Raw genomic sequence first — 16,005 nt, forward strand, 5'->3', positions numbered from 1 at the left:
ATTATGGAATTTACAGATATTGCGATGGAATTATCCAAGGAAGCTTGGCAGGCTTCCTTTCATCATCCCTTTATTTTACAATTACAAGAGGGGGATTTAGAACCTGCCGTTTTCCGCTATTACCTGATTCAGGATGCCTACTATCTGAAGGCCTTCTCAGAAATCTATCACCTTTTGGCTGATAAGACTTCAAACCAAGAGATGAAAAGACTCTTGAAACAAAATGCTCAGAGTCTAGTGGAGGGTGAGTTATTTATCCGCCAACAATTTTTCAAGGAATTGGAAATCAGCGATCAGGAAATGGAGCAACATCCAATCGCTCCAACCTGCTATCATTACATTTCTCACATTTATCGGCAATTTGCAGAGCCAAACTTGGGCATTGCCTTTGCAAGTTTGCTGCCTTGTCCTTGGTTATACCATGATATAGGCAAATCACTTAATCTTAAACCATCACCAAATCCTCTCTACCAACAATGGATTGAAACTTATATTACGGATGAGTTAGAGCAACAGATCAGAGAGGAGGGAGAGCTAGTCAATCAACTCTATCGCGAAAGTAATGAGACAGACAAGAAAAAAATGCTAGATGCCTTCCACATCAGTGTTCACATGGAAGCTAAGTTTTGGCAAATGGCCTACCAACACCAGACATGGAAGAGTGATTTACACTCCTTAGAAAAAGGAGAAGAATAGAAATATGAGAAAGCACCAATTGCAAGTTCACAAATTAACCATTTTATCCATGATGATTGCCCTTGATGTAGTCCTTACGCCTATCTTTCGGATTGAGGGAATGGCACCGATGTCCAGTGTAGTCAATATTCTAGCAGGAATCATGATGGGACCTGTTTATGCCTTGGCTATGGCTACAGTCACAGCCTTTATCCGTATGACGACTCAAGGGATTCCGCCTTTAGCTCTCACAGGAGCGACTTTTGGAGCCCTCCTTGCAGGTCTCTTTTATAAGTATGGTCGAAAATTTCATTATTCCGCTCTAGGAGAGATTTTGGGAACAGGTATTATTGGTTCTATTGTTTCCTATCCTGTTATGGTACTCTTTACAGGATCGGCCGCTAAGCTTAGTTGGTTTATCTATACTCCTCGATTTTTTGGAGCAACCTTGATTGGTACAGCGATTTCCTTTATTGCCTTTCGATTTTTAATCAAGCAGGAATTCTTTAAAAAAGTGCAAGGATATTTCTTTGGTGAAAGGATAGACTGATGCAGGCATTGACAAATCCTTTTCCTCTGGAAATGACTTCCCTAATTCACTGTATTACCAATGAGATTTCTTGTGAGATGCTAGCAAATGGGATTTTGGCTTTGGGATGTAAACCAGTTATGGCAGATGATTCCCGTGAGGTTCTTGATTTTACTAAGCAAAGCCAGGCACTCTTCATCAATTTGGGGCATTTGTCAGCTGAGAAGGAAAAAGCAATCCGTATGGCAGCTTCTTATGCAGCTCAAGTTTGTCTCCCAATGGTAGTAGATGCGGTTGGCGTAACAGCTTCAGTCATTCGTAAGAGCTTAGTTAAAGACCTTTTAGACAATAGCCCTACGGTCCTTAAAGGAAATATGTCAGAAATCCGAAGTCTTGTTGGCTTAAAACACCACGGCGTTGGGGTCGATGCCAGTGCTAAAGATCAAGAAACGGAGGATTTGCTTCAAGTCTTGAAAGACTGGTGTCAGACCTATCCTGGTATGTCATTCTTAGTTACTGGTCCTAAGGACCTCATCGTTTCGAAGAATCAGGTCGCTGTACTGGGAAATGGCTGTACAGAATTAGACTGGATAACAGGGACAGGAGACTTGGTTGGAGCCTTGACAGCCGTTTTTCTCAGCCAAGGAAAGACTGGATTTGAAGCTTCGTGTTTAGCAGTCTCTTATCTTAATATCTCCGCTGAGAGAATAGTTGTTCAAGGAATGGGATTGGAAGAATTTCGTTACCAAGTACTCAATCAGTTTTCGCTTCTAAGGAGAGATAAAAACTGGTTAGATGCCATCAAAGGAGAGGTTTATGAATAGAGAAGCACTTAGACTATATCTGGTAACCAATCGCTACCAAGATTCCGTGGAAAGATTTCTTGAAAAGGTTGAGACGGCTTGCCGTTCAGGGGTTACCATAGTCCAATTACGAGAAAAAAATCTCACAACCAATCAATATTATCAACTAGCAAAACAAGTCAAGGAAATAACAGATGTTTATCAGGTACCCTTGATAATCGATGATCGTTTGGATGTTTGTCTTGCAGTCGATGCTGCAGGTCTGCATATCGGAGACGATGAATTACCAGTTTCGGTTGCCCGACAAGTCTTGGGACCTGAAAAAATCCTCGGTGTCACCGCTAAAACAATAAAAAGAGCTCTGGAAGCAGAAACATCAGGTGCAGATTACTTGGGGACAGGAGCCATTTTCCCAACCACCACCAAGGAAAATGCGCCCATTACTCTGATATCGACCTTGAAAACAATTTGCCAAACGGTTGACATTCCAGTAGTTGCTATTGGCGGCTTGACTTCAGAGAACATTGACCAGCTTATGGGCACTGGCATAGCTGGAGTAGCTGTAGTGCGTGATTTGATGCAGGCAGAAGATATTGAGGCAAAAACCCAAGCCTTTTTATCAAAGCTGGATGACATTATTTCCTAACTAATACTCAATGAAAATCAAAGAGCAAATTAGGAAGCTAGCTGCAGGTTACTCAAAGCACAGCTTTGAGGTTGCAGATGGAAGCTGACGTAGTTTGAAGAGATTTTCGAAGAGTATAAAAACTCTCTAATTCCCTTAAAGTAGGAACTAGAGAGTTTTTTTCTTAATCTTTAAAAGTTGTATGGTTGACTGGGCCAGAGCCATGACCGAGTTGAGGAGCGTCTTGGATGGCTTTTGTGATAAAGGCCTTGGCCTTATCGACTGCCTGATAGAGAGTCTTGCCCTTGGCTAGTTCAGCCGTAATCACTGCAGCAAAGGTACACCCAGTACCATGGGTGTGACAGGTTTGAATTCGTGGGCTTTCCCAGACAAATTGGTCATCCTTGGTAAAGAGGAAATCCTTGGCACCGCCTTCGAGATGCCCACCTTTGATTACCACAGACTGAGGACCAAATTCTTTTAAAATCAGGCGACCGGCACGCTGCATGTCTTCAGGATCATGGATTGAAAAACCAACAATCTCTTCTGCCTCAGGAAGATTGGGCGTGATAATGGTTGCAAGGGGAAGTAGGTTTGTTTTTAGGTAAGTTCTGGCACTGGTACCAATCAGGGTGTCACCGCTTGTTGCGACCATAACAGGGTCAAGGACGTAGGGACAGTCCAACTTTTTAAGATAGGGTTGGATGATTTCCATGATTTCGGTAGTTGCCAACATCCCAGTTTTTACAGCCTGAGGTGGAATATCAGAAAAGACACTGTCCAATTGGGCTTTCAACATTTGAGGAGAAACGTGCTCGATTAATTGAACACCTCTGGTATTTTGAGCGACAAGACTGGTTACAACAGCCATTCCATAGACATCTCTAGCTTGGAACGACTTTAAATCAGCCATAATGCCAGCACCACCACTGGGGTCAGTACCTGCAATGGTCAAAGCAACGGGTAAATAAGTCATCTAAAACCTCCCAACCAACTGAAGTTTGTATTCTCAAGAACAAGCAAGTCTGTTTTAGGAAGGTAATAGAAGACTGCTAGTCCCCATTATCATTTCCACTTCCATCAGCTAGCATTACCTAGATTGAGTCAAAGGGTCTAACAGTTGTTAATCTCAGCTTTACGCACCCCTAGTGGTTGTTTTCTTTTTTTCTTTAGTATAGCATATTTTTATTGTTTATATAGTAATATTTGACTGCAAATCGTTTTTTAAATGATTAAAATTCTATTTTTTAAAGAAAAGATTGATTTTATAATTGACAAATGTAGATTTTAAGAGTATACTATTTAACATAATTGACAAATGTAGATTTTGGAGGTGTGATGATGCAGATTTCAGATGCAGAATGGCAGGTAATGAAGATTATTTGGATGCAAGGAGAGCAGACTAGTACGGATTTGATTAGGGTTCTGGCGGAGCGGTTCGACTGGTCCAAGTCGACCATTCAGACTCTTTTGGCTCGTTTGGTTGAGAAAGAGTGTCTGACAAGGAAAAAAGAAGGCAAGTTCTTTGTCTATTCAGCCCTTTTAACTTTGGAACAAAGTCGGGATTTACTTGTCCAAGATATCAAGGACAAGGTTTGTTCTCGTAGGATTAAGAACTTGTTGGCTGATTTGATTACTGAATGTGATTTTACTCAGGCTGACTTGGAAGACTTGGAAGCTGTGATTTCTGAGAAGAAATCAAGCGCTGTAACAAAAGTAAAATGTAATTGTATGTAAAGGAGACGTCATGTTAAATAGTATTGTAACCATTATTTGTATTGCCCTTATCGCGTTTATCTTGTTCTGGTTTTTCAAAAAGCCTGAAAAATCTGGACAAAAGGCCCAGCAAAAAAAGGGCTACCAAGAGATTCGAGTGGAGGTCATGGGGGGCTATACGCCTGAGTTGATTATCCTCAAGAAATCAGTGCCAGCCCGCATTATCTTTGACCGCAAGGATCCTTCACCCTGTCTGGATCAAATTGTTTTTCCAGATTTTGGTGTCCATGCGGACCTACCTATGGGGGAAGAGTATGTAGTGGAAATCACGCCTGAGCAGGCTGGAGAGTATGGTTTCTCTTGTGGCATGAATATGATGCACGGTAAGATGATAGTAGAGTAGGAGGAGACTATGACTGAAATTGTAAAAGCAAGTCTTGAAAATGGTGTTCAAAAAATCCGTATCACGGCAGACAAAGGCTATCATCCAGCCCACATTCAACTGCAAAAAGGAGTTCCTGCTGAGATCACCTTTCACCGTGTGACACCTTCAAACTGTTATAAGGAGATTCTTTTTGAAGAAGAAGGCATCTTGGAACCAATCGGCGTAGACGAAGAGAAAACAATTCGTTTTACACCTCAAGAATTAGGCCAACATGAATTTTCTTGTGGTATGAAGATGCAAAAGGGAAGCTATACAGTCGTTGAGAAGACTCGAAAATCTCTGTCACTTTTACAGCGTTTTTGGATTACTAGTATCTTTACTGTGCCTCTTGTGATCCTCATGATTGGGATGTCGACAGGAGGAATTAGTCACCAAGTCATGCGTTGGGGCACCTTTTTAGCCACAACACCGATTATGCTAGTAGCAGGTGGTCCTTATATTCAAAGTGCTTGGGCTAGTTTTAAAAAGCACAATGCCAACATGGATACCTTGGTTGCTCTGGGAACCCTAGTGGCCTATTTCTATAGCTTAGTTGCCCTCTTCGCTGGCCTCCCCGTTTACTTTGAAAGTGCTGCATTTATCTTCTTCTTCGTTCTTATGGGAGCCGTTTTTGAGGAGAAAATGCGGAAAAATACTTCCCAAGCTGTGGAGAAATTACTTGACTTGCAGGCTAAAACTGCAGAAGTCTTGCGTGAGGATAACTATGTTCAAGTCCCTTTGGAGCAAGTCAAGGTAGGTGACCTGATTCGAGTGCGTCCCGGTGAAAAGATTGCGGTTGATGGTGTCGTAGTAGAAGGTATCTCTAGTATTGATGAGTCTATGGTGACAGGTGAGAGTCTACCTGTGGACAAGACAGTTGGAGATACTGTTATTGGCTCAACCATCAATAATAGTGGAACACTTGTTTTTAGAGCAGAAAAAGTTGGTTCAGAGACTGTTTTGGCTCAGATTGTGGATTTTGTGAAGAAAGCTCAGACAAGTCGTGCGCCGATTCAGGACTTGACGGATAAAATTTCAGGCATTTTTGTTCCAGCAGTTGTCATTTTAGGGATTGTGACCTTTTGGGTTTGGTTTGTCTTGCTCAGGGATAGTGTAGTCGTGCTTGGAGCGAGTTTTGTCTCTTCTCTTCTCTATGGGGTGGCTGTTTTGATTATTGCCTGCCCTTGTGCCTTGGGACTTGCAACACCGACAGCCCTTATGGTGGGGACAGGTCGCAGTGCCAAGATGGGAGTTCTCCTCAAAAATGGAACGGTTCTACAGGAAATCCAGAAAGTCCAAACTATTGTTTTTGATAAGACAGGAACTTTGACGGAAGGGAAACCTGTGGTCACAGATATCATCGGCGACGAAGTAGAAGTGCTTGGATTGGCAGCTTCCTTGGAAGAAGCTTCTCAACACCCACTGGCTGAGGCTATTGTTAAGCGAGCGACTGAAACTGGACTTGAGCTTCACACTGTGGAAAATTTCCAAGCCTTGCACGGAAAAGGTGTCTCAGGGCAAATCAATGGAAAACAAGTTCTGCTTGGAAATGCTAAAATGCTGGATGGCATGGATATTTCTAGCACTCATCAAGATAAACTAGAAGAACTGGAAAAAGAAGCTAAGACAGTTGTGTTCTTGGCTGTGGACAATGAAATCAAAGGCTTGCTAGCCTTGCAAGATATCCCCAAGGAAAATGCCAAGCTAGCCATCAGTCAGCTGAAAAAACGAGGTCTTAAAACAGTCATGCTGACAGGAGACAATGCAGGTGTGGCGCGTGCTATTGCCGATCAAATCGGAATCGAAGAGGTCATTGCAGGTGTCTTGCCAGAAGAAAAAGCCCATGAAATCCATAAACTACAAGCGACTGGAAAAGTAGCCTTTGTTGGGGACGGTATCAATGACGCTCCTGCCCTTAGTGTAGCAGATGTGGGGATTGCTATGGGAGCTGGAACAGATATTGCCATCGAGTCAGCAGATTTGGTGTTGACAACTAATAACCTCCTAGGAGTGGTTCGTGCCTTTGACATGAGTAAGAAAACCTTTAATCGAATTCTGCTCAATCTTTTCTGGGCCTTTATCTACAATGTCGCCGGAATTCCGATTGCAGCAGGAGTCTTTTCAGGTGTTGGACTGGCCCTCAATCCAGAACTGGCAGGTCTAGCTATGGCCTTTAGTTCTGTATCTGTTCTGACTAGTTCACTCTTACTAAACTTTAGTAAAATAGACTAAAAGTAATGACTGGATTTCTTTGTTATAAAACAGGAGTGACAGCACTTTCAAAACTGTATTAGAATAGAGAATAGAGAGTTTTGAGCAGATTTTTAGAAAAGTCAACATAAATATGATACAGTGGAATAGTAAAAGTTTGGAGAACGTTTCCAATTCTATGTAATCGTATTCTCCAAGTCTAAAAAAATTGAAGGAGAGTTATCACTATGACTCAAGGGAAAATTACTGCATCTGCAGCAATGCTTAACGTATTGAAAACATGGGGCGTAGACACAATCTACGGTATCCCATCAGGAACACTCAGCTCATTGATGGACGCTTTGGCTGAAGAAAAAGATATCCGCTTCTTGCAAGTTCGCCACGAAGAAACAGGTGCTCTTGCAGCGGTTATGCAAGCTAAATTCGGTGGCTCAATCGGGGTTGCAGTTGGTTCAGGTGGTCCAGGTGCGACTCACTTGATTAACGGTGTTTACGATGCAGCTATGGATAACACTCCATTCCTAGCGATCCTTGGATCACGTCCAGTTAACGAACTCAACATGGATGCTTTCCAAGAATTGAACCAAAACCCAATGTACAACGGTATCGCTGTATACAACAAACGTGTAGCTTACGCTGAGCAATTGCCAAAAGTAATCGACGAAGCTTGCCGTGCTGCAGTTTCTAAAAAAGGTCCAGCTGTTGTTGAAATCCCAGTAAACTTCGGTTTCCAAGAAATCGACGAAAACTCATACTACGGTTCAGGTTCATACGAACGTTCATTCATCGCTCCTGCTTTGAACGAAGTTGAAATCGACAAAGCTGTTGAAATCTTGAACAATGCTGAACGTCCAGTTATTTACGCTGGTTACGGTGGTGTGAAAGCTGGTGAAGTGATTACTGAATTGTCACGTAAAATCAAAGCACCAATCATCACAACTGGTAAAAACTTTGAAGCTTTCGAATGGAACTATGAAGGTTTGACAGGTTCTGCTTACCGTGTTGGTTGGAAGCCAGCCAACGAAGTGGTCTTTGAAGCAGACACAGTTCTTTTCCTTGGTTCAAACTTCCCATTTGCTGAAGTTTACGAAGCATTCAAGAACACTGAAAAATTCATCCAAGTCGATATCGACCCTTACAAACTTGGTAAACGTCACGCCCTTGACGCTTCAATCCTTGGTGACGCAGGTCAAGCAGCTAAAGCTATCCTTGACAAAGTAAACCCAGTTGAATCAACTCCATGGTGGCGTGCAAACGTTAAGAACAACCAAAACTGGCGTGATTACATGAACAAAATCGAAGGTAAAACTGAGGGTGAATTGCAATTGTATCAAGTTTACAATGCAATCAACAAACATGCTGATCAAGACGCTATCTATTCAATCGACGTAGGTGACACTACTCAAACATCTACTCGTCACCTTCACATGACACCTAAGAACATGTGGCGTACATCTCCACTCTTTGCGACAATGGGTATTGCCCTTCCTGGTGGTATCGCTGCTAAGAAAGACAATCCAGATCGCCAAGTATGGAACATCATGGGTGACGGTGCATTCAACATGTGCTACCCAGACGTTATCACAAACGTTCAATACGACATTCCAGTTATCAACGTTGTCTTCTCAAATGGTAAATATGCCTTCATCAAGGACAAATACGAAGACACAAACAAACACTTGTTTGGTTGTGACTTCCCTAATGCTGACTATGCGAAAATCGCTGAAGCTCAAGGAGCTGTTGGATTTACAGTTGACCGTATCGAAGACATCGATGCAGTTGTCGCAGAAGCTGTTAAATTGAACAAAGAAGGTAAAACTGTTGTGATCGATGCTCGCATCACTCCACACCGTCCACTTCCAGTAGAAGTACTTGAGTTGGATCCAAAACAACACTCAGAAGAAGCAATCAAAGCCTTCAAGGAAAAATACGAAGCAGAAGAACTCGTACCATTCCGTCTCTTCTTGGAAGAAGAAGGATTGCAATCACGCGCAATTAAATAATTCCTCTAGCCGAAAATCAAAGATAAATTTATAGACTTCTTTATTAGCTTACTGCCGACGATTCCATCATTGAAACCATAAATTTCAATGATGGAATCTAGTGTGGAGCCTAGAAAAAGTCCCAAAGGATTTTTCGTAGTTTGATGAGCAAATATTTGCCATCAAACTTGGTTTCACCTTGTTTATTCTTTGATTTTCATAGAGAGAAACATAAAAAGATCGGAGCAATCCGGTCTTTTTATGGAGGAGAGTAAATGAATTTAAATCAATTAGATATTATTGTTTCAGATGTTCCCCAAGTCTGTGCTGACTTGGAGCATATCTTGGATAAAAAGGCAGATTATGCTGATGATGGTTTTGCTCAGTTTACGATTGGCAGTCACTGTCTGATGTTGTCACAAAATCATTTGATTCCTTTGGAAGATTTTCAGTCAGGAATCATTCTTCATATCGAGGTTGAGGATGTAGACCAGAACTACAAACGGTTGAACGAGCTTGGTATCCAGGTTTTAAACGGTCCAACTGTAACCGATTGGGGAACAGAGTCCTTATTAGTTAAAGGTCCTGCTGGTCTAGTGATTGATTTTTATCGTATGAAATAAGGGGCTTAGTTATTTGAAGATAACCTTAATTATTCTTAAAACAGAATGTGAGAATATGAACTATTGAAAGATCGGAGCAATCCGGTCTTTTTAATATAAAGAAATTGCATATAAATAGTTGACAGCGCTTTCCTAAAATCTTATAATAAAAATATAACAGTAGAAAATGAAACTGATATGGAAAGGAGAAATATGATTAAACAGCAGTAGTAAGTGGATTTTCTTATTTCATTGGAACTTGGGATTGAAATATCTCCATGAATAGATAGTAGGAGGAAAGAGATGCAAAAAAAGGATATTTATCTAATCTGTGTGACCATGATTATCTGTTCAGTTATTATAGGACTGATTATAGGAAGTTTTATTTTGCATGGTCTTGAAGATATTGCAGCAATCATTAACCACGGCTTACTGACAATCAATCAGTCCATCCATTGATTGACAATAGCTATTCATTTTTACATTTTATGGATCAAACAGATCGGAGCAATCCGGTCTGTTTCTTATTACAAGACTGTGATAGTTTACATTTTTATAATAAAATTCTTAAAGTCTTGCTTGTTTTTGTATTAAATTATAAAATAGAAAGTATAAAAGAATAAAAGAGGTTTTGAAAATGTCTGAAAAACAAATGAAAGTGTTGGGCTGGGCAGCGACATTTATGTCTGTTATGATGTATGTGTCATATTTCCCACAAATCATGAATAATCTTGCCGGTCAAAAAGGCAACTTCATTCAACCCCTAGTCGCAGCTATCAACTGTAGTCTCTGGGTTTACTATGGTCTTTTCAAGAAGGAAAGAGATATTCCACTTGCAGCTGCTAATGCACCAGGTATCGTTTTTGGTTTAGTAACAGCTATTACGGCATTGATTTAAAAAGAAGACTGGTTTCAGTTTTGTTCGTTTATGAAAATAGATGCTTCATTAAAGTAATTTTTGAATGAGAGTTGAGGGAACAAGTCCAGTTACAGCTAGCTTTACGAGAGTCTTTTATGTTCGTCTCTATCAAAGAAAAAAGTATATCGTTACTATTTTTATAAAATCTTCTCCCTACTTTATAAGATGTTAAAAAGAGTTCAAATGGAACTCTTTTTTTGCTATAATGAAGGAAGAAAAATCAGACAGGAGATCAAGATGTCAGAACCGTTATTTTTACAATCAGTTATGCAAGAAAAGATCTGGGGTGGAACCAAGCTACGTGATGAGTTTGGCTACGATATCCCAAGTGAAAAAATCGGAGAATACTGGGCTATCTCAGCCCATCCAAATGGTGTCTCTAAAGTTGCCAATGGTCGTTTCGAGGGAACAGACCTGGCTACTTTATATGCAGAGCACCGTGAATTGTTTGGCAACCGTCCAGAGCCTGTATTTCCACTTTTGACCAAAATCCTCGATGCCAACGACTGGCTCAGTGTCCAAGTTCACCCAGACGATGCTTACGGACTCGAGCATGAAGGTGAACTCGGAAAAACAGAATGCTGGTACATCATAGCTGCGGATGAAGGTTCAGAGATTATCTACGGACACAATGCCAAGTCAAGAGAAGAACTCCGCCAGCAAATCGAAGCTAAAAACTGGGGTGACTTGTTGACTAAAGTCCCTGTTAAGGCTGGAGATTTCTTCTATGTACCAAGCGGCACCATGCATGCTATTGGAGCAGGTATCTTGATTCTTGAAACCCAACAATCTAGTGACACCACCTATCGCGTCTATGACTTTGACCGTAAGGATGATAATGGTAACTTGCGTGAACTTCACCTTGAAAAATCCATTGATGTATTAAACATTGGTGAGCCTGCAAATAGCCGTCCTGTAACTGTCAAAGCTGATGATTTATGCTCAACTCTCCTTGTATCCAATGATTTCTTTGCAGTTTACAAGTGGGAAATTACTGGAAAAGTTGACTTCGAAAAGACAGCTGACTACAGCTTATTTAGTGTCTTAGCTGGTCAAGGTCAACTGATTGTTGACGGAAAAAACTATCCAATCCAAAAAGGCAGCCACTTTATCCTACCAAGTGATGTTGAAGCTTGCACTCTAGAAGGGCAAGGTTTGGAATTGATTGTTAGCCATCCATAAAATAAGAAAGGGCCTGAGTTCATTACTCAAGTCCTTTTTGATTACATAAATTGGGCGATAAAGACCACGATGATGATGATTGGAATGATGAAACGAAGAAGGAAGAGCCAGACTTGGAACAGTCCCTGTTTCCATGCTCTTTCATCGAGATGGAGTTCCTCCATGGCAAGAGCTTTTTTAAAGATATAGCCTGTAAAAAGTGAAAGGCAGAGAGCTCCAAATGGCATGAGGAGATTGGAAACCAAGAAGTCCATAGCGTCAAAGAAGGTCTTCCCAAAGATGTGAACATCCGCCATGACACCGTAAGATAGGGCTGAAGGAATTCCAAAGACAAAGGTCAAAATTCCTAAAATGGCACTCCACATGGCACGCTTGCTGTTGTCCTGGTTGGTGATATTGCCTACATTGATTTCCAGCATAACAACGGAAGAAGTGACCGTCGCAAAGAGGAAGAGCAAGAGGAAGAGGATGTAGAAAATGGTTCCAAAAGGCATCTTGTCAAAGAGTTGAGGCAAGACGATAAAGAGCAGGCTCGGTCCCCCTTCAGACTGGATATTGAAGGCTGACATGGCTGGAAAAATAGCTAGCCCTGCCATGATGGATACTGAGATGTTCATGGCTACGATGGAGATTCCTGACTGGACCAGATTGGTTTTCTTGTCCAAGTAGGATGCATAGGTCAGCATGGCTGTAACCCCTAGTGAGAGGGCAAAGAAAGATTGTCCCAGAGCATAGAGGAGACCAGCACTGGTCAGTTTTGAAAAGTCTGGTTTGAGGAAGTAGAGAACGCCTTCCATGGCATTTGGCAAACTGAGGGAACGACCGATGATGACGACAAAGATGATAAAGAGCAGAGGCATCATGACTTTCGAAGCTCTTTCAATCCCTTTTTGAACCCCACGTGATACAATAAAGATATTCAATAGGATAAAGGCTGCTTGAGCTCCTAGAGCAATGGCTGGATTTGAAATGATTGAAGTAAATAACTGAGCATAATCACCAGTTCCGCTAAGTTGGAACAATTTTCCAAACTCAATGCCTAGATAGACTAAAATCCAGCCCCCAATAACACTGTAAAACGATAAAAGGATAAAGAGGGCAAAGGCACCAATCCAACCGATAAAGTTGTACTTGCTATTCTTGCCTAGTTTTCCAAAGGTTTTGATAGCTGAGACACCAGCACTTCGGCCGAGGGCAAATTCAGCTAGCAAAAGAGGGAAACCGATTAAAATAGTGGAGATGAGAAAGACTAGTAAAAAGCCACCTCCACCGTTAGCAGCAGTCATGTAAGGGAATTTCCAAACGGCACCAAGTCCGATAGCTGAACCAGCAGATGCTAGGATAAAGCCCAGTTTAGAACCCCATTGCGATTTTTCAGACATAGTTAAACTCCTAAAATTAGTATTACAAAAGAAAAAGCTACTGCCCTTGGCAAATAGCCTCATCAGTACTCAAAGTGAGCGTTTCTTTTGATTGATAGACTTGACTATCCTATCATGTTTTCTAAGGTCTGTCAAGAAAACCATTTTCATGTTATGATAAAGTAAAAAATTTCGCAAAATCGCTTGACTCTGACCTAAGGGGAGGGGTTATACTATCAATGTAATACTCTTCGAAAATCTCTTCAAACCACGTCAGCGTCGCCTTGGATTATATATGTGACTGACTTCGTCAGTCTTATCTACAACCTCAAAGCAGTGCTTTGAGCAACCCGCGGCTAGCTTCCTAGTTTGCTCTTTGATTTTCATTGAGTATAAGGAGGAAATCATGTACCATATAAAAGAAGCTGCGCAGCTTTCAGGTGTCTCCGTCAAGACCCTGCACCACTACGATAAGATAGGACTTTTGGTTCCTTTAAAGTCGGAAAACGGCTATCGAACCTACAGTCAGGAGGATTTGGAACGCCTTCAGGTCATTCTTTACTACAAATATCTAGGTTTTTCTTTAGAAAAAATAGCAGAGCTATTAAAGGAAGAAAGGACAGATTTATTGCCTCATTTGACCAGGCAGTTGGACTATTTGACTCGAGAAAGGGAACATCTGGATACCTTGATTTCAACCTTGCAAAAAACCATTCAAGAACAAAAAGGAGAAAGAGAAATGAGCATTCAAGAGAAATTTGCTGGATTTAACTACCAAGACCATCAAAAATACCACCAAGAGGCGGTAGAGAAATATGGACAAGAAGTCATGGACCAAGCGTTAGAGCGCCAAAAAGGTCACGAAGATGAGGCTACGGCTGCCTTCAACCAAGTTTTTCAAGCTTTGGCACAAAATCTTCAAGCTGGTATACCTGTAACAGCAACAGAAAACCAAGAAGAAGCTGCTAAACTATTGCAAGCCATCCGTACTTATGGATTCGACTGCTCTATTGAGGTATTCGGTCATATCGGTAAAGGCTACGTCTACAATCCAGAATTTAAGGAAAACATTGACAAATTTGGAACTGGAACAGCCCAGTATACATCAGATGTCATTGCCCACTATGTCCAAACTCAGACAAAATAAAATCGGAGGAGTATTCTTCCGATTTTTACTAAATTCAAGCACTACTTGCTTAATAATTTTTCTACTACATTTAGTTTTCGCATAGTCAAATCTACATTAAAAAGCTTTTCAAGATAGTTGGTATGGAGTTTCTTTTGTTTTGCAGTTCTAGGGAGATAGAGGTAAAGACAATGGTTACCGATACAAATTTCTTCTTCACCGTAATCAATTTTCAATTTTTCTAAAGGGAGACTTTGAATAGATTCTTGATAAAAAATCACGTGTATACGGTCATAAAGATAGTGTTCTCCAAACGGGTTTTCTTGGACAATGTTTTCAAAATCATCCTTATTCTTAATGATTATTTTGAGATTGGCTCCAATCTTTTCCTTTATTAGAGTATGAACCTGTTCTCGTATTTCTTCGAGAGCTAAGTTACTTTCAAGAATAATATTTCCACTTTGAATATAGGTTCGAACTTGTTGAAAACCGGCTTCTGTTAAGATATCTACTAGATAAGACATTTTAGGGATAGCATTTTTTCCATTAGGAGTAACTCCCCTTAACAAGATAATATGTTCCAAAGGACTTCCTTTCTTTTGGGGCTGATTTAGCCATTAAATAATTCAGATTTAGATTGGGTTTGATCCCGCCACCCAACCAGTACAGAGGGCAGAAGTGATGTTAAACCCACCCGTGTGGGCATTGATATCCAGTACCTCGCCAGCAAAGTGGAGTCCAGGTACCAGCTTACTTTCTAGAGTTTTGGGATTGATTTCCTTGAGACTGACGCCCCCTTTGGTAACAAAGGACTTGGCAAGGGACATTTTTCCGGTCACAGGGATTTTGAGTGCTTTGATAGACTGGAGAAGTTGTTCGCGTTCCTTTTCAGTCAGTTGTTTGACTTTTTCTGGATAGCCTTGCACAAAAAATTCTGCCAAGCGTTCTGGAAGCAAAGTTTTTAAAGCGTTTTTCAAGGATTTTTCACGATTTTCTTCTAGGAATGCAGCCAAGTCCTTCTCAGAAAGTTGAGGCAAAACATCCAGTGAAAGAACTTCCCCACCCTTGACAAAACTAGACATACGCAGGGCAGCAGGGCCTGACAAACCAAAGTGGGTAAAGAGCAAATCGTGAGTGATGACATGCTTACCATAGCTTAGGGTCACATCGTACAGCGAAATACCCTGCAAGACCTTGTGTGGAAAATCTGTTAATAATGGACTCTCAGCTGCCTCAAGCTCGGTAATGGTGTGTTTAAAATGACGGGCAATCTCGTGACCAAACCCAGTAGAACCAGTCGAAGGATAAGATTTACCACCAGTTGTGACAATGAGTTTATCACAAGTGAAAGTTTGGTCTGTGGATTTAAGGACAAACTGGTCATCCACCTTTTTAACCGAAACAATCTCCGTTTGAGTAGCAACTTGACCACCTAGATCAGTGATTTTCTTTTCCAAGGCCTCGATAATGGTACGAGACTTGTCACTAGCAGGAAAGACGCGGCCGTGGTCTTCGACTTTAAGTTTAACCCCATTTTCCGTAAAAAAGTTAATGATATCATGGTTATCAAATTGGGAGAAGACGCTGTAGAGAAAGCGCCCGTTCCCAGGAATTCCAGCTAGCAGGTCGTCCAAGCTACCATTATTGGTTACATTGCAACGTCCCCCACCAGTCCCAGCTAATTTTTTTCCAAGTTTCCGATTTTTTTCGATGAGGAGGGTTTTCTGACCATAAAAGCTACTGGAAATCGTAGCCATCATACCAGCAGGTCCCCCACCGATGACAATAGTATCAAAATGTTTCATAGCTCTATTGTACCACAAAAAAACAAGAGATGAAGTCACCTCTTG

Annotated in this window: 17 protein-coding genes and 1 riboswitch; of the genes, 13 read left to right on the forward strand and 4 right to left on the reverse strand. The window is 41.2% G+C overall.

Going from position 1 to position 16,005, the window contains the following annotated elements:
* The first annotated feature begins 3 nt into the window (after window positions 1-3).
* The 4 genes from tenA to thiE are packed head-to-tail and all read left to right on the forward strand — an operon-like array spanning window position 4 to window position 2,653.
* Window positions 4-696 carry a thiaminase II gene (tenA, locus tag OVN23_RS02770; protein ID WP_023933983.1) on the forward strand — a complete coding sequence of 231 codons (693 nt, stop codon included), beginning with the start codon at window positions 4-6 and terminating at the stop codon, window positions 694-696.
* 4 nt (window positions 697-700) lie between these two features.
* Window positions 701-1,225: an energy coupling factor transporter S component ThiW gene (thiW, locus tag OVN23_RS02775; protein ID WP_023933981.1), complete on the forward strand. Its 525-nt coding sequence runs from the start codon at window positions 701-703 to the stop codon at window positions 1,223-1,225.
* On the forward strand, window positions 1,225-2,028 hold the full coding sequence (locus OVN23_RS02780) for a hydroxyethylthiazole kinase (RefSeq protein WP_173217682.1): 804 nt from the start codon (window positions 1,225-1,227) through the stop codon (window positions 2,026-2,028). Before thiW ends, OVN23_RS02780 begins: the two co-directional genes overlap by 1 nt.
* Window positions 2,021-2,653, forward strand: a complete 633-nt coding sequence (gene thiE, locus OVN23_RS02785; RefSeq protein WP_172923372.1) for a thiamine phosphate synthase — start codon at window positions 2,021-2,023, stop codon at window positions 2,651-2,653. Before OVN23_RS02780 ends, thiE begins: the two co-directional genes overlap by 8 nt.
* Before the next feature lie 163 nt (window positions 2,654-2,816).
* Here the strand turns inward: thiE and thiD are convergent, their stop codons facing one another.
* The gene (gene thiD / locus OVN23_RS02790; RefSeq protein WP_173217680.1) at window positions 2,817-3,608 is read right to left on the reverse strand and encodes a bifunctional hydroxymethylpyrimidine kinase/phosphomethylpyrimidine kinase; all 792 of its coding nucleotides are present in this window, start codon (window positions 3,606-3,608) and stop codon (window positions 2,817-2,819) included.
* 83 nt (window positions 3,609-3,691) lie between these two features.
* A riboswitch (TPP riboswitch) is annotated at window positions 3,692-3,789 on the reverse strand.
* 184 nt (window positions 3,790-3,973) lie between these two features.
* On the opposite strand from thiD, the gene OVN23_RS02795 reads away from it, so the two are divergent.
* The 8 genes from OVN23_RS02795 to manA all read left to right on the forward strand — a co-directional run bounded on the left by OVN23_RS02795 (window position 3,974) and on the right by manA (window position 11,668).
* Window positions 3,974-4,369 carry a CopY/TcrY family copper transport repressor gene (locus tag OVN23_RS02795; protein ID WP_173217778.1) on the forward strand — a complete coding sequence of 132 codons (396 nt, stop codon included), beginning with the start codon at window positions 3,974-3,976 and terminating at the stop codon, window positions 4,367-4,369.
* 10 nt (window positions 4,370-4,379) lie between these two features.
* The gene (locus OVN23_RS02800; protein WP_173217678.1) at window positions 4,380-4,751 is read left to right on the forward strand and encodes a cupredoxin domain-containing protein; all 372 of its coding nucleotides are present in this window, start codon (window positions 4,380-4,382) and stop codon (window positions 4,749-4,751) included.
* A gap of 9 nt (window positions 4,752-4,760) precedes the next feature.
* Window positions 4,761-7,004, forward strand: coding sequence for a heavy metal translocating P-type ATPase (locus OVN23_RS02805; protein ID WP_173217676.1), 2,244 nt, complete (start codon window positions 4,761-4,763; stop codon window positions 7,002-7,004).
* A 206-nt stretch (window positions 7,005-7,210) separates the two neighbouring features.
* Window positions 7,211-8,986 (forward strand): pyruvate oxidase, encoded by a 1,776-nt coding sequence (spxB, locus tag OVN23_RS02810; RefSeq protein ID WP_267240403.1) that lies wholly within the window; start codon window positions 7,211-7,213, stop codon window positions 8,984-8,986.
* 254 nt (window positions 8,987-9,240) lie between these two features.
* A complete protein-coding gene (locus OVN23_RS02815) occupies window positions 9,241-9,588 on the forward strand; it encodes a VOC family protein (RefSeq protein WP_267240404.1) in 348 nt (115 codons plus the stop codon).
* A gap of 282 nt (window positions 9,589-9,870) precedes the next feature.
* Window positions 9,871-10,026: a hypothetical protein gene (locus OVN23_RS02820; protein WP_173233699.1), complete on the forward strand. Its 156-nt coding sequence runs from the start codon at window positions 9,871-9,873 to the stop codon at window positions 10,024-10,026.
* A 178-nt stretch (window positions 10,027-10,204) separates the two neighbouring features.
* On the forward strand, window positions 10,205-10,465 hold the full coding sequence (locus tag OVN23_RS02825; RefSeq protein WP_004261618.1) for a SemiSWEET family transporter: 261 nt from the start codon (window positions 10,205-10,207) through the stop codon (window positions 10,463-10,465).
* A gap of 258 nt (window positions 10,466-10,723) precedes the next feature.
* A complete protein-coding gene (gene manA / locus OVN23_RS02830) occupies window positions 10,724-11,668 on the forward strand; it encodes a mannose-6-phosphate isomerase, class I (RefSeq protein ID WP_267240405.1) in 945 nt (314 codons plus the stop codon).
* Between the two features lie 41 nt (window positions 11,669-11,709).
* On the opposite strand, the gene OVN23_RS02835 is transcribed toward manA, so the two are convergent.
* Entirely contained in the window at window positions 11,710-13,050 is a 1,341-nt protein-coding gene (locus tag OVN23_RS02835; RefSeq protein WP_267240406.1) for a sodium-dependent transporter, read from the reverse strand.
* A gap of 385 nt (window positions 13,051-13,435) precedes the next feature.
* Between OVN23_RS02835 and OVN23_RS02840 the strand changes: the two genes are divergently transcribed.
* The gene (locus tag OVN23_RS02840) at window positions 13,436-14,176 is read left to right on the forward strand and encodes a MerR family transcriptional regulator (RefSeq protein WP_267240407.1); all 741 of its coding nucleotides are present in this window, start codon (window positions 13,436-13,438) and stop codon (window positions 14,174-14,176) included.
* 41 nt (window positions 14,177-14,217) lie between these two features.
* On the opposite strand, the gene OVN23_RS02845 is transcribed toward OVN23_RS02840, so the two are convergent.
* Entirely contained in the window at window positions 14,218-14,739 is a 522-nt protein-coding gene (locus tag OVN23_RS02845; protein ID WP_000400053.1) for a DUF1697 domain-containing protein, read from the reverse strand.
* 48 nt (window positions 14,740-14,787) lie between these two features.
* Window positions 14,788-15,960, reverse strand: a complete 1,173-nt coding sequence (locus OVN23_RS02850) for an NAD(P)/FAD-dependent oxidoreductase (RefSeq protein ID WP_267240408.1) — start codon at window positions 15,958-15,960, stop codon at window positions 14,788-14,790.
* Window positions 15,961-16,005 lie beyond the last annotated feature (45 nt).

It is taken from the genome of Streptococcus sp. Marseille-Q6488 (assembly GCF_946902925.1).
Classification (GTDB): Bacteria; Bacillota; Bacilli; order Lactobacillales; family Streptococcaceae; genus Streptococcus.